The organism is Sinorhizobium sp. BJ1, from assembly GCF_002531555.1.
Taxonomy (GTDB): Bacteria; Pseudomonadota; Alphaproteobacteria; order Rhizobiales; family Rhizobiaceae; genus Sinorhizobium; species Sinorhizobium fredii_B.
On sequence record NZ_NWTH01000038.1, the window covers coordinates 1 to 13,643 of the forward strand.

Genomic DNA, 13,643 nt, shown 5'->3' on the forward strand with positions numbered 1-13,643 from the left:
CACCATGCCGCTCGACGACATCAACAAGGGCTTCGAACTGATGCATTCCGGCGAAAGCATCCGGAGCGTGGTGGTGTACTGACGCGAAGGGGGAGAACGGCATTCTCGCCGCCAAGGGGCGGAGGCAGCCTCGCCGAAGCGGGGCTGCCTCTACGCTACGGCTACCTGTCGATGACTAGGTCGCTGAGAGGTTTGGAGCAGCAGGGCAGGAAAAAGCCGGCGTCGATTTCCCTCTGCCGGATGCCACCGGAATGCTTCATGTCAACCGTTCCGCTGACAAGCTTCGACTTGCAGGTCCCGCACAGGCCATTGGCGCAGGACGAGGGTATCCTGACGCCGGATTTCTTGGCGCAGGACAGCACGGTCTGCTCGCCAGAGACATCGATTGTGCGGGACTGCTTCGAAAATTCGACCTTGAACGTCGCGCTCTCAACCGGATCCGAGACCGGCAGCACATCCTCTTCCAAGGCGGCGGCATCGAAGCTTTCCTCGATATAGTTCGACGAAGGGACCCCCAATTCCGCCGTGATCCTGCGCGCCGCCGCCATGAAGGGCGCCGGGCCGCAGCACATGACGATGCGCTGGGCGAGATCGGGAACGGCGAGACCGAGAAATTCCCGAGATATCCGCCCGGACAGACCCGGCCAATTGCGTTCGCCCGCCACCTCTTCGGGCAGGAAATGAAGGCGTAGAGCTTTCAGCTTGTTGGCAAGATAAGCGAGCTCTTCCCGGAAGATAAGGTCTTTCGGCGTTCTGCCCGCATGCATGAACACGGCGTCCGCCGGCTCCGAGGTGTCGGCCAGTTCTCTTACCATGGACATCACCGGCGTAATGCCTGAGCCGCCCGAAAGGAAGAGGAACTTCCGGCCGGACGGCCGGACGAACCGGCCAAGCGGTCCGTTGGCTCGAACGTGGACCCCGGGGGAGAGATTGTCGTGGAGCCAGTTCGATACCTTGCCCCCAGGCACCCGTTTGACCGTGATGGAGATGGCATTCTTTCGACATGGCGACGACGAGACGCTGTAGCAGCGGCTCTCGGCATCGCCGCCAAGCTCCAGGTCGAAGAGGAAGTATTGGCCGGCAAGGAAACCAAATTGCCTGCCGTCCGGAGAAGCGAACGTGAAGGTTTTCACGTCGTGCGTCTCCTGATGGACGTCGACGCAGATCAGCGTGTCGTCTGCGTCGGGGTTCCAGTCCGCCGGGCTTGGGCCCGCGGTCGATGCTTGGGGCTTAAAGTCCATGAGCGCGCATCCGGTTGATGTACCACGTGGCGAATTGATCGAGGTGACCTTCGGTGAAGCGGGAGTAGGCGCTCGGCTCATAGGCGGGATCCTCAATCCCGGCGTGGGAGCGCGCGACGAGCTCGGCATCCTGGTCGGTCGTGGCCAGCCAAACACTCGTCAGTTTATCCAGATCGTAATCGACGCCTTCGACCGCGTCCTTGTGGACCAGCCACTTGGTTCTGACGAGCGTCCTGTCGGCCGAAAGGGGAATGACGACCGCGGTAACCGCATGATCGCCCATGAAATGGTTCCAGCTGTTGTGTCCCCAGAGATGCATATCCCCGAGATCCTTTCGCTTCATCGAACCGAGTAGCTTGGCGGATGCGGCAGTGGCGTCCGGCGTCTGCGACTCGCCTGCGCCCGCGATGATCAGCCGCTGCGACCGAAAATTCGTCGCCCCGTCGATGACCGGCTCCACGGCCGACGATGGATGGCCCTCGGCCTCCCAGGTCTTCGTCCGCTCCGCATAGAGGGCATGATGTTGTTCGGCCTCTTTCCGGTCCTCCGGGCTCAGGCTTGCGGGATCAAACCCGAAGTCCAGGTCGACGAACGATACGCAGAGTTCCGGGTGATTGGCCGAGCAATGGTAGCATTCGCGATTGTTCTCGATCGTCAGCTTCCAATTGCCCTTCTCGATCACATCGGACTGGAAAGCGACCTTGGCGTTGCGGATGTCGTAGGGAGCGAGCCGCTCGGCCATCACCTGCTCGAGGCGGGCGATGTCCTCGGGGGGATTGTCGGAAAGACATACATAGATCAAGCCGCCGATGGACTTGAAGTTGACGGGCTTCAGGTTCTTGCAGCTTTTGTCGAAGTCGATGCCCATATGCGGCGCATAACTCAGCTCCCCGGACAGCTCGTAGGTCCACTGATGGTAGGGACAGACGAGCTTCGACACGACGGTCGTGCCAGGATCCAGCAGCCGTGAGCCGCGATGGCGGCAGACGTTGTGCACGACGCGGATCTGCTCATCGTCATCGCGAAGTAGGATGAGGCTGGAATTTCCGATTTCGATGACGCTGGCGTCGCCTGGTTCCGGAACGTCGCATTCGAGGCCGATGCAGATCCAGTGTCTGCGAAAAAAGACCTCTACGTCGGCTTCGAAAACGTCGGTCCGCGTGTAAAGCCCCTGGGGCAGCGAATGACCGTCTGCGCGTGCGTCGAGCAGTGGCGATATGGAGGAGGAGAAGGTCTGAAGCATAAGCCACCCTTATCGTTGGACGATGCGATCATCGAACCTAAACGCCTTCTTCTCAACGGCAGAAATGTGCACGCTTGACATAAGGAAATGTAATGCGACTGATAGGGGGCGTGGCCTTTGCAGGATCACGTGGGTGGCAAGAATGAGCGGTCGCAGGAGCCGAACATCCCCCGGAGGTATGAAATGGATTTGACAACCAGTCGATCGCGCGGGGACCTGCTGTCGTGGCCGGATTGAGAAGAAAGTTGCCGCCGCTCACCGGGCTGACAGTCTTCGAGGCGGCAGCTCGGCTGGGAAGTTTCACCAAGGCGGCGGCTGAACTCGGCGTCACCCAGGCCGCCGTCAGTCGGCAGATCCATCTGCTCGAGGATATTTTCGGATCTCCCCTGTTCCGCCGCCTGCATCGAAAGATAGAGGTGACGGACAAGGGGAGACTGCTGTCTTCCGCCACGACGACTGCCTTCAATCTCATCGCAGATACGATTGCAGACATGTCGAAAGAGGAAGGCGGTGACGAACTCGCTATTTCAGCGACCGTCGCATTCTCGCACTTCTGGCTGCTTCCAAGGATATCGTCGTTTGCGCGATCGTATCCGCAGGTCAAGCTGCGAATTATCACCCAGGACAAGTCTGCCGATACCGAAGGCGGCGACGTCGACCTTGTCATCCGGTACGGCAACGGAATGTGGCCCGACGGTCAGGCCGAGTTGTTGTTCGACGACGAGATATTTCCTGTCTGCAGTCCTGAGTACGCTAGCGAAATCGGCCAGGTGGCCACATTGGCAGACCTGATCCGATACCCGCTCATTACTCACGACACGGATGATCCGGCCTGGACGGGCTGGAACGAGTGGCTTGCCGCTTTTTCTGTTCAAAGCCCGAAAAGACCGACGGGACTGCGATGCAGTTTTTACACAGAGGCCATCTATGCGGCGCTGAACGGGCAGGGAATTGCGCTTGGGTGGAAGCGTCTCGTGGAGGATCTTCTCAATCAGAAGCGTCTGGTTCGTCTCACCGATGCGAGTATAAGCACCAGGAACGGCTATTTTGTCGTGGTTCCACGCCGCCAACGGAAGAAGGAATACGTGGAATTGCTTATCGAATGGCTGAAACGCTCAACTGAGGTGGGTCACGGATAGAGGCTGCGTCACTCCTTCGAGCAGAGCGTGGTGGACTATAACGCGAGTCTGTTGCATTGCACGTTCGATCGTATGATGCTGTGCCCCCGCTGCAATGCGTGGTGGCATGCTGTTACAGCATGCCACCGCCACGCCGTGGAATCCTGCTAATCGAGTATCAGCAAGGAGATCAATATCGATGGCTTTGGGGGATGCGGCGAACCGGCCGGACTATGTTTCGTTCGAAGGAAGCGACCCGGACCGCCTTGCAGCAACGTTGACGAACTGGACCACCAATGTCGTTGTTCGACCGCTTAACAACGAGAGCATCTACTATAAATGTGCCTGGGCGAACGCCGGCATCGTATCGATCGGCTTTACACACTTCGACGGCCAAATTCTCTTCGAGAGCGAGGGCGCCGACGGTCAGCTCGTGTTGATCGTGCCGCGTCGCGGTGGCCTTGACCTTCGGATGGGAAGGCAGGCATTTTGCACGTCTCCCGGACGGGGCGCCGTCATCGAAGGCAACCAGCGCATTGCCGCCCTCTCGTTGAGCGCTCGCGAGCACATGTTCGTCGCGATCGATCAAGCGGCGCTTGTCCGCCAGCTGTCCGAAATGGTTGAGATGCCGGTCTCCGGAATCTTGGAGTTCTCGCCAGAGATCGACCTCATATCGGGACCAGGAACGGCAATTGCCAACATTGCGGCCACGCTCCAGGCGGGCCTTGCCGGCGATGCGCCGCTGCGCAGATCTCCCCTCGCGCTGACAAACCTGAGCGAAGCCCTGATCCAAATGATCCTCGATACGTTACCTCATCGCTTCTCGGAAAAAATGCGCCGCGCCGCTACGCCGGTACCGCGTCATGTGAAGAAGGCGATCGACTTCATGATGGCCAACCTGTCGAAGCCGATAACGCTGGTCGAGGTCGCCGTCGCCTGTGGGGTCAGTTCGCGCACGCTCCAGCACGGTTTTCGGCAATTCAAGATGACCACTCCCATGAGTTACCTCCAGGATTTGCGTCTGAATGCGCTTCGCGAAGAGCTGACGCTGGCTCGGCCCGGCCAAAGCATCGCCGACATCGCATTCAAATGGGGCTTCACCCATATGGGGCGCCTGGCCATGGAGTACCGAAATCGTTTCGGGGAGCTTCCATCCCAGACACTCCGTTCCTGTTGATCGGACGGTCGCAGCCACCCGCACGCTTTTTCTGCGGTGCTATGCAGCCGGAGGGGTTACATTTGCGAGGAGTTGCAGCCAGGAGGCTCTTCCGCAAAGCACTCTCTCGAAATCGCGCAATCGCACCCTATAAATCAGGTTCAGCGACGCTAATGGTGACGGAGCCGGAAATGCGTGAGCCTGAAATCATCAGATTCCCACCGAGCGAATGGGTGCCGAACCACCCACGACTGCCGGTTCTGGTTTATCGTCAAGCCCTTGCGGAGAACGATATGGCGGCCGAATTCGAGCGGCGGTTTGCCGGGACCGGCTGGCGAGGCGTCTGGCGTAACGGTGTCTTCTCCTATCAGCACTATCATATCGGTGCGCACGAAGTCCTTGGTATCGCGAAGGGCAATGCCAAGCTGTTGATCGGCGGTCCGCAGGGTGCTGTGATGGAGGTCGGCGCAGGCGACTGTCTCGTCCTGCCGGCCGGCACTGGTCACATGACTCTCGGAGCGAGCGACGGTTTTCTCGTTGTCGGCGGCTACCCGCCCGGACAAAGCGCCGATATTCAGACGAAGGCGGTCAGCAGGAGCGACCTTCAAACGATTGCCGACGTGCCGCTCCCTCCAGCCGACCCGCTCTACGGCGCGAACGGCCCTCTCATGCGGCTCTGGAAAAACGCCTAGGGAGCGGCCGACTCGAGCGTTGCCTTTGCGGAAGCCTTGGCTTTTCGTCAGTTCGCGCCCGATGGCAGCTTGGATTGTGTAGTCGCTGCGCGAGCGACATTCGAACACCGGCAGGATGGCATGCTCGTGCCGGTATCTGAACCCGAACCGTTCCAATACGAGGACGTCTACGAAGGCGATGCGCATTCGACGGCGCTCTTGCGGCAAAGCGACCTCGTACCGGAGAAGCCGGGCACGGACGTCACTTTCCTCGGCTCAAGCTTCGCCCCCGGCGGCAAACTGGCACAATCGTGGACAGCGGAAATCCGCATCGGCGTTCGATTACATAAGCGCCTTCTGGTGACCGGTCCACGGCAATGGCTTCCGCAAACACGGCTGACCTGGTCGGGCCTCTTCGCACGTGATCCGAAGCCGCTTTTGACAGGGTGGACTTTGGGCGAACCGGAACCGGTGGGCCAAGTGGATCTGACATGGGCAAAGGCGTTCGGTGGGCCCGTTACGGGCACCGAGGAGGAAGGCGCTCCGGCGGATGTGCATCGTGAGAATCCGCTCGGGCCGGGGCTGCTCGATATCACTCACGGCGACCCGGAAGTACTGCTTCCAGCCCATCAACTCGACGACCCCGATAACCCGCTACGAGATTGGCAGCAGCACAACGCATCACCGCAATGTTTCGGGCCGATGCCCCCGTGGTGGCGTCAGCGCCAGCAATTTGCTGGCACCTAGGACGAAGACTGGCTCGAGAATCGCCATCCCTTGCTGCCCGTAGATTTCGATCCGCGCTTCTGGCAATGCGCTCACCCTGACCTGGTCGCCGTACCGCATCTCAAGGGGGAGAGCAATATCAATTAGTCCACCTGCATCGCGAGCATGACGTGGCGCGCGGCAGGCTGCCCAGTATTGCGCTTGGCGTGCACTGCGAAGGGGGCGATGCGGAGAGCAGCGGCTGGCACATACTGACGCTAGATGGCGCGCACTTCGATTTTCGCGGACATCGCGACCTTGTCCTGCTGACATGGCGAACGAGGTTTCCGTTGAACGAGGCGGAGCGGGGTCCTTACCCTGAAGCGAATTCGGATCGGCGATAGCAGCCCTGCCACGCAGGAATCCGCTGCATGAGCTTTCCGCCGTCCCGGGACAATTATGTTGGCGAACCACAGTACCCATCGCCGTGGACGACAAACCGGCCGTTGGAAGGTCTTCGCGACACCGACGCAGCGAAGATCGTCTGCCTGTCGCCTGACGTCTGCCTAACGCCGGTCGGCAAGGCCGTGGTTCCGATCCCTTATCAGATCATCGATTATTGCGGCCACGACGAAAGTTACACGCCCTCCGTTCGATTTACGCGGCAGAAAGCCATGGTGCAGCGCTCCAACACGACGCACGTGCATGGCGACGCTCCCGGCACGAGGAAAGGCATCAAGTCCGGCGCGGTAGAAGACATCTGTGAGCCCATCGGCCATGCCTCGCAAGTGCGGGCAGAGGGTTCACATGTCATTCGCCACCTCGCACGGTTCTGGATGAACCAACGCAATACACAAGGCGAGGCGATCTTCGTTCGCAGCACCGACACCTACAGGCCGCCCTTAGATGACGATCCCGTGCCGGGGTCGCTGAGGTTGCCACAAAAGCCAATTCAATTGGCCTTCGATTCGAGCGGCCCCGAGGGACAAAGGCTATTAAGGCAGTTGATGGGGGATGCCGCCAAAAAGCCAGCATCGCCACCCCAGCTTCCCACTCCACCTTCCGGAGGAAGCTCACTCCTCCAGCGCCTTGGAACATTCGGTAAAGTTCTTGGAAGGATAGCAGCGCCAGTCGCAATTATTACAAGCGGCGGAACCCCGGAGTTGGACAACGCAATCCTGATAGCGGGGCCGAAGACGCACTTGACGGCATACATCCTTTAGGAACAGCGGAAAAAGCGCTGTATGAACAAACAAAAAAGCGCATCGCTACTCATCTCTATGATGCGTATAGCAACCCGTTTGCGGGCCCCGACGATGATTATATCGCAAGGGAGCGCCAATATCTTGAAGCATCTATCGAGATAGAGAGATCGAAGAAGATCGAAGAAGCTCGCGCTGGCGCTGAAAGAGGGCGTTCGAGCAGATACGGAAAACTAGGATGAATGGCCGTGCGTCGTTGGTCCGTACAAGTATGTCGAGATGATTTGCCCCGGTGAGGCGCACCATATTATTCCTGATATGGTATATCGTTTAGGCGGTGCACCGGTAACTGAAGCGGAAAGAAACTCTACCGCAGGACGTATTCCAGATTCCCCGACCTACAATCAAGGGCAGGCTATTTGCTTGTCGACCGGCATGCATCGCACGGACGAGGATGCGGTCCATAAATCATTGAATCCGGCACTGGCCGAGTTGGGAAAGAATTTCAATCCGCAAGGAACGGCTCCGCTTGGCAAGATTAGGGACGAGGCGCATAAGGCACTAGATCGGATTAAGAGTTGCCCGAAAAATGCAAAAAATTGGCAAAAAAAGCTGCGGACGGCCAGGTTGCCGGTAAACGAAACCAGCCCGGCCGTACGACGATGCGTCCTCCCCGACTACCGGCCGGGCAACATGTTATCGATGTTCTGAAGGCCGGGACATACTGAGGTGACGAAACATGAAGTCATACGATCCACTCCGCCTAAACAGAGCCTTTGCCTTGGACAAGGACACATTCTGCGTTGTGTTCAGCGGCAAGGATTATGAGGATATGTATTCCTATATCCTCGTTTATGAAGGGCAGTTGGAGCAGCCGTGGTCTCGGTCGGATGTGCCTCGCAAGATTGATGGTCTGACTGGTAAAATAGGGGCGGACGGACGACCGGTCATTTACGCCCTGAGCGATGAAGGCGACGTTTACACCTTGCCGATGGGCCAGGATTCGTCGCACCGGAAAATCGAGGGGGCTGGCGTCTATTCCGACGATGCAACCCGCCTTGGATATGTCAACTCCGTGGCGCTCATTGGCGATGCCCTGTTCGTTACCGGTTATCACTCCCAGCTATATCGCCTGACGGAAGTTGGCACAGACTGGTTTCATAAGCATAAACTGCCGCAAGCACCCGAAACCTACGACTATCTCATCTTCGGCGATCTGAGCGGTACGTCGCAAACTGACCTCTACATGAACGTCACCTATTCGCCAACCAGTACGAGCAGGGAACTGACGGAAGAAGAAGAAGAGGAGGAAATGGATCGACTTTACCTTGCCGGCCGAGACGACGAAGCTTACGCCATCAGAGAAGCAACCGAAGGTTCATCACGAGTCTATGAAAGCCGACTCTATCACTGGAACGGACAGGAATGGCGGATTGTGGCCAAGCCCCGCCCCGGAAGGCATCACCCAGAACCGGCTACTCTGGCCGATATCTTCATCGAGGCTAAAGACAAGGTCTGGGCCGTCGGCCACAATGGTGTGATCCTGCAAGGCAACGCGGAGCAAGGCTTCCAAGACGTATCCTTCAAAGGCAACAGCGAAGGCTTGATCTCAATAACCAAATTCAAGGATCGAATGGTGATCGCATCTGACTACGGACTTCATTGTTTCGACGGGCATTTGCTGTCGCCCTTGAAGCCTGTGCTCGATCCGAGCATCAACCGCAATATCCCTAACCCTATTAAAATCCAGGCCGTCGATGACGTCCTATACTATTTCGACTCGAAACACGGTGTTCACAGCTTCGACGGTAACCGCTGGACAGAGATCGAAGTCCCGTCGGAATTACTGGAACGTGAGTTCAAGGGGCTGCCCCCTCAACGGTAGAGATTCGCGTACATTATCGGCGAAGAGGGCTCTACTTCTGGGTTAACCACGAGAAGGGTAGTCACCGCGTCCATGTCGCCGACAGCGCCATCTCCTGGGCGAAGCCGTCGGCCTCGGCGCAGGGCGAAGGCCGGGTGCGGCTGGCGCAGGGGTCGTCGGACCGAAACCACATCAACGACGGTCGCATCGCTTCCCTACGTGCCGGGAAGCCGCGCCGGCGCCGACTGGAAATTTGAGACGCCGCGGATGGTGCCGGGCAATACGACGCCGTCGCTGGTGCAGATGTCGGAGGCGATGAAGTGCGAATCCCACCGACCCGACACTCACGCATCCGGCAGCGTAAACACCGCACAAGGCGCCGCGATGCCGCGCAGTTCGTGGTCGCCGAGCGGCACCAGCGGCTGGGCGGTCTCCGCGGCGACGGCGCCGGAGATCAGCACCGACCGGCCGAGCGGCCGGCACAGGCCCTCGAGGCGGCTGACCAGGTTGACGGCGGGGCCGATGGCGGTGAAGTCCAGCCGGTCGACCGCGCCGATATTGCCCCAGAGGACATCGCCGAGATGCAGCGCCGTGCCGAAGGGCAGCTGCGGCAGGCCTTGCGCCTCACGCAGGGCGTCGAAATGCGCCATGCCGGCACGGGCGGCGGCGATGGCGCGCAGCGCCGCCTCGCAGGCCTCGGCCGGCGAACCGGTGACTGGGAAGATCGCCAGCAGGCCATCGCCGATGAACTTCAACACTTCGCCCCCGAAGGCGTGGATCGCCCCGGCAACGCGGTCGAACCAGGCGTCCAGGGCAGCGATCATTTCCGTGGGCTGCGTTGCTTCGGAGAGCGCGGTGAAATTGCGGAGATCCGCATAAAGCAGCGCGGCGCGAATGGTCTCGCCGGTGCCCCGTGTCAGCGCCCCGGCCTTAACCCGGGCGGCGCTCCGTCGGCCGAGATAGGCCTCTAGCAGAGCCGACAGCGCCGCCCGCTCGGCGAGGGCCGCCAGGGGCGCTGCGGCGAAGCGCGCAGCTTCGCGCAGCCGGCCTGTCTCGGCGGGGTTGAACGGCCGCATCCCGGCCCAGGCGAGCACCGGTTTGTCGGCCGCCGCTCCGATCGTGTCCTCCAGCACCGGACCGAGCCCGGCCAGCCAATCGCGTTCGGCCTGGCTCGGCGGGGCGCCGGCGAAGCCGAGGGACTCGATCACCGCCCCGGTCTCCGCCCGCCACAGCCAGGTTCGGCGGGCGATGATCGGATGCGGCACGGCGAGCGTCAAGGCGCCGCCGGCCAAGGGGAGACAGTCGGCCAACAGCCGGCTACCGAGCTCGGCCAGGAACCGGTCAGGGCCGGGCGTGGCACCGGCCTCGTCCACCAGCCAGGCGAGGGGTGCGGGCAGATCCATGCCGGGATCATACTGCCACGGCCCTTGACGTGTCATCCGCGCACCCCGTGATCCTTCAATTTCGATTGGTTGGGGGAAGAGTCATTCAGTAATTCAACGGCTTACAGCGCCCTCGTGCGTCTTCACGGGCGCGCGGCACTGTCGGTGGTGGCGCATCCGGCGCCGCCGGGCTATCATCGGGACAGGCCCGATCCTGCCTGCTCCTTCTTCGTCGCAGTCGGGAAAGCCATCGCAACCATGGGGGAGACCGATGCAAGAGGCTCTCGTCGTACGCCGCGAGACGCACATCGCGGCGCCGCCCGCGGCGGTATTCGCGCTGTTGACCGATCCTGAGAAGATCCTGCGCTGGATGGGCACCGAGGCTGAGATCGAGCCTCAGCCCGAGGGGCTCTATCTCGTCAATGTCACCGGCGCCCGCTTCGCCCGTGGCTCTTTCCGCGAGGTGGTGCCGGTGCATCGGCTCGCCTATAGCTTCGGCTGGGAGGGCAGCGAGGTCGTGCCGCCGGGATCAAGCCTGGTGGAGATCGACCTGATCGAGCAGCCGGACGGAACGCTGCTGCGCCTGACCCATAGCGGCCTGCCCAGTGCCGAGCAATGCGCCGGCCATGCGGAAGGCTGGGCCCACTACCTCGGCCGGCTGGGCCAGGTCGCGGCGGGGGGCGATCCGGGGCCGGATCCCTGGCACGGCCGCGCCGGCTAATCGTGCGCTTGCTGTCCCGTGGTGGAGCGGCAAGGGCTGCGAATGTCGGCTATGGCTTCAAGCCGGCCGCGCGCAGCGCATAGCGGATGACTTTCTGGATTTTATCGTCCAAAGAAGACGAACGATCGGCGGGCGTGAGGGGTGCGGATGGCGGCTTTACTGCCGCTTTGTCGCGCCGGCTGGTCGCGAGTCGTCGCGTCAGCCCCCATGAATGGGCGATGTGTGCGGTGGAAGAGATGCCGACATCAAGCATATAAGGACCGCTCTTGCCGTAGCCGCTCGCCACGTCAAGCGGCAGTCCATGCCCCATGTCGTGGATGCTGTAGAGCGTGATGCGGACCCGTCCGTCGATGTCCTTCCACACCTTCCGCGTCTGCCCGTCCACGGTCTCGGTAACGGTTGGTGCCGAAGCCAGTTCGTGGACGCCGCGCCACTGTTCGACGATTGCTCGCGCGTTCGCCTCGGCAACGGTGCTGTCCTTCGTCCCGTGCCAGATCGAGAGCGTCGGCCATGGTCCGGTGTGGCTGGACGCAGTTCGAACGCTGGTCCGCAGCTCTCGAGCTTTCGGGATGCCGTGCCCGCGCATCCGCTCGAATGCCTCCGGGACGGTGAACGCGGTGGCGTATGGTAATCCGGCAATGATCGCCCCGCCGGCAAAGACTTCCGGATAGGTAGCGAGCAGGACATTCGCCATTGCGCCGCCGGCGGACAGTCCAGTGACGTATATCCTGTCACTGGCAACCTTGTGCCTCGAGCGCATCGTTTCGATCATCTGGCGTATGGAAAGAGCCTCGCCCCCTTCGCGCCTGATGTCGTCGGGCAAGAACCAGTTGAAGCAGAGATTGCCGTTATTGTCGCGCAACTGTTGCGGGTAGAGCAGCGCGAAGCCATGATCGTCCGCCATTTTCGACCAGCCCGAGCAGGCATCGTAATCGGCCGGGATCTGCGTGCATCCATGCAGGATGACGACAAGCGCCGGTCTTTTCGGCAGGTTCTTCGGCAAGTAATAGCTGGCTTTCAATCCACCTGGGTTCGAACCGAAATCCATGAGTGGGGAAAGCTTGTTGCGGGAGTGCAGATGCTCGGCTTTGCCTGGCCGGGGTCGCGTGATTCTTGCAAGTGTACCGGGTAGGGTTCTCATGAACGGATATCTCCTTGCGTCAGCGGCCAGATGGCGCGACCGAGTAACAACGCGGCCAGGTCGGATTTCGTTGCTGCACTGCACAATTAAATATACGTGATTGCCATTTCAGCAAACCCCCTGCGCGTGCGGTCACCCGGAGAACTGGGGATGATCGGCGATCCGATCGTGCGCTTCGACGCGGTGGCGACGCCGCTCGTGCTCAGGAACGAGCAAGAAATTCATCGAACGCACCCATCGGCCCTGGCGCCACCAAGCCGCGCGAAGAAACCCGCCGCCGCGCCCGCCGTTGGCCGAACCAGGTGTAGCTACGACGTCGATCCACCTGACCCGGACCTTAGTCGGAGCTCCCTCCGGTCCTTTGCCCCAGTCTCCAGACGCAAAGGTCTGGTGACGACCTTTCGCCGGAACGAAAGACCATAAAATCGCTTAGCTGAGGAGCTGCGGCGCTGCCATCCGGTCTGAAGGCTGGCGGCAAAGCTGAGCCGCTCTGACACGCCGGGGATTTGGTCTCACGGCCAAACTGAACGGAGATCCGCGATGCGATACAGGATGTCAGATAGTCCGGAACGGGAAGCCAGCAGCGGAATACCCGTCGCACTCATCGTTGTGCTCATCGCCGGGTTGAGCGCCTATCTGGTCATAGGAGATTTGCTCACGGAAACCCGCCAGCAAACCCGTGTCTATCCGCCCGAGGCCGTAACACTCGCCGAGAGCGGCAGGAAAGCGCCGTAGTGGTCCGCGACGTGTCGGAGCTCCGGACCTCGGATACGCGCGTGCCCGAGATCTTGCAGCGTATCGGCCTTTGGTCTGAGCGTTGCGCGCATAGGTCTGAGTGACACCTCAAGGGAGGAACTTATAGGCGAAGGAACTGTTCTTGCCGCAAGTCTTCGCGCAGCGCCGTCCCTTCCTGCGCGGGGTCGAGCCCGCCGGTCCTATCCGGCGGGCTCTCTTTGTCGTTGGTGAAGCTGACGCGGCGTCTGAGGCAATCTGACCTCCTCAGACCTTGGTCCGATAAGGGCCGGGCGAATGGCCGGCCGTGGTGTGAGAAAGGTCCAATAATGCCGGGGATGGCAAGCCGCGGGTTGACGATTGACTGGCGCCGTGAGCAAGGTATCGCAAGAAAAGGCGAGCACAAAAATCGCCGGATTGGCTCGACTCTACCGAACTCGACATAAGCCGGCCTTTGCTCGTTCCCT

The 13,643-nt window shown here is 60.7% G+C and carries 12 protein-coding genes and 2 pseudogenes; 10 read left to right on the forward strand and 4 right to left on the reverse strand.

From position 1 onward, the window contains the following. Window positions 1–161: 161 nt before the first annotated feature. Window positions 162–1,241: a hybrid-cluster NAD(P)-dependent oxidoreductase gene (locus CO676_RS29180; RefSeq protein ID WP_097523657.1), complete on the reverse strand. Its 1,080-nt coding sequence runs from the start codon at window positions 1,239–1,241 to the stop codon at window positions 162–164. Next, window positions 1,231–2,484: an aromatic ring-hydroxylating dioxygenase subunit alpha gene (locus tag CO676_RS29185; protein WP_097523658.1), complete on the reverse strand. Its 1,254-nt coding sequence runs from the start codon at window positions 2,482–2,484 to the stop codon at window positions 1,231–1,233. The genes CO676_RS29180 and CO676_RS29185 overlap by 11 nt, the downstream gene beginning before the upstream one ends. Before the next feature lie 224 nt (window positions 2,485–2,708). On the opposite strand from CO676_RS29185, the gene CO676_RS29190 reads away from it, so the two are divergent. The 8 genes and pseudogenes from CO676_RS29190 to CO676_RS36410 form a co-directional block, all read left to right on the forward strand. After that, window positions 2,709–3,623, forward strand: coding sequence for a LysR substrate-binding domain-containing protein (locus tag CO676_RS29190; protein ID WP_097523659.1), 915 nt, complete (start codon window positions 2,709–2,711; stop codon window positions 3,621–3,623). Between the two features lie 94 nt (window positions 3,624–3,717). Beyond that, window positions 3,718–4,779, forward strand: a complete 1,062-nt coding sequence (locus CO676_RS29195) for an AraC family transcriptional regulator (RefSeq protein ID WP_245424527.1) — start codon at window positions 3,718–3,720, stop codon at window positions 4,777–4,779. Between the two features lie 170 nt (window positions 4,780–4,949). Next, entirely contained in the window at window positions 4,950–5,450 is a 501-nt protein-coding gene (locus tag CO676_RS29200) for a cupin (protein WP_097523691.1), read from the forward strand. Between the two features lie 120 nt (window positions 5,451–5,570). After that, window positions 5,571–6,538 (forward strand): annotated as a pseudogene (locus CO676_RS29205) (DUF2169 domain-containing protein). A gap of 27 nt (window positions 6,539–6,565) precedes the next feature. Then, entirely contained in the window at window positions 6,566–7,357 is a 792-nt protein-coding gene (locus CO676_RS29210; protein WP_097523661.1) for a DUF4150 domain-containing protein, read from the forward strand. 258 nt (window positions 7,358–7,615) lie between these two features. Next, window positions 7,616–8,047 carry a hypothetical protein gene (locus CO676_RS34865; protein ID WP_144340220.1) on the forward strand — a complete coding sequence of 144 codons (432 nt, stop codon included), beginning with the start codon at window positions 7,616–7,618 and terminating at the stop codon, window positions 8,045–8,047. 28 nt (window positions 8,048–8,075) lie between these two features. Further along, on the forward strand, window positions 8,076–9,221 hold the full coding sequence (locus CO676_RS35790) for a hypothetical protein (RefSeq protein WP_097523662.1): 1,146 nt from the start codon (window positions 8,076–8,078) through the stop codon (window positions 9,219–9,221). A 26-nt stretch (window positions 9,222–9,247) separates the two neighbouring features. Then, a pseudogene (locus tag CO676_RS36410) lies at window positions 9,248–9,533 on the forward strand (contractile injection system protein, VgrG/Pvc8 family); the annotation flags it as partial. 11 nt (window positions 9,534–9,544) lie between these two features. Here CO676_RS36410 and CO676_RS29225 read toward each other — a convergent pair. Further along, entirely contained in the window at window positions 9,545–10,603 is a 1,059-nt protein-coding gene (locus CO676_RS29225; RefSeq protein WP_097523663.1) for an adenylate/guanylate cyclase domain-containing protein, read from the reverse strand. Window positions 10,604–10,853: 250 nt separating this feature from the next. Here CO676_RS29225 and CO676_RS29230 point away from each other — a divergent pair, with 250 nt between their 5' ends. After that, window positions 10,854–11,303 (forward strand): SRPBCC domain-containing protein, encoded by a 450-nt coding sequence (locus CO676_RS29230; protein ID WP_014763366.1) that lies wholly within the window; start codon window positions 10,854–10,856, stop codon window positions 11,301–11,303. Between the two features lie 49 nt (window positions 11,304–11,352). Here the strand turns inward: CO676_RS29230 and CO676_RS29235 are convergent, their stop codons facing one another. Further along, entirely contained in the window at window positions 11,353–12,444 is a 1,092-nt protein-coding gene (locus CO676_RS29235) for a PHB depolymerase family esterase (RefSeq protein WP_097523664.1), read from the reverse strand. A gap of 540 nt (window positions 12,445–12,984) precedes the next feature. Here CO676_RS29235 and CO676_RS29240 point away from each other — a divergent pair. Beyond that, complete coding sequence (locus CO676_RS29240) at window positions 12,985–13,179, forward strand: hypothetical protein (protein WP_097523665.1); 195 nt, start codon at window positions 12,985–12,987, stop codon at window positions 13,177–13,179. Window positions 13,180–13,643: the final 464 nt, after the last annotated feature.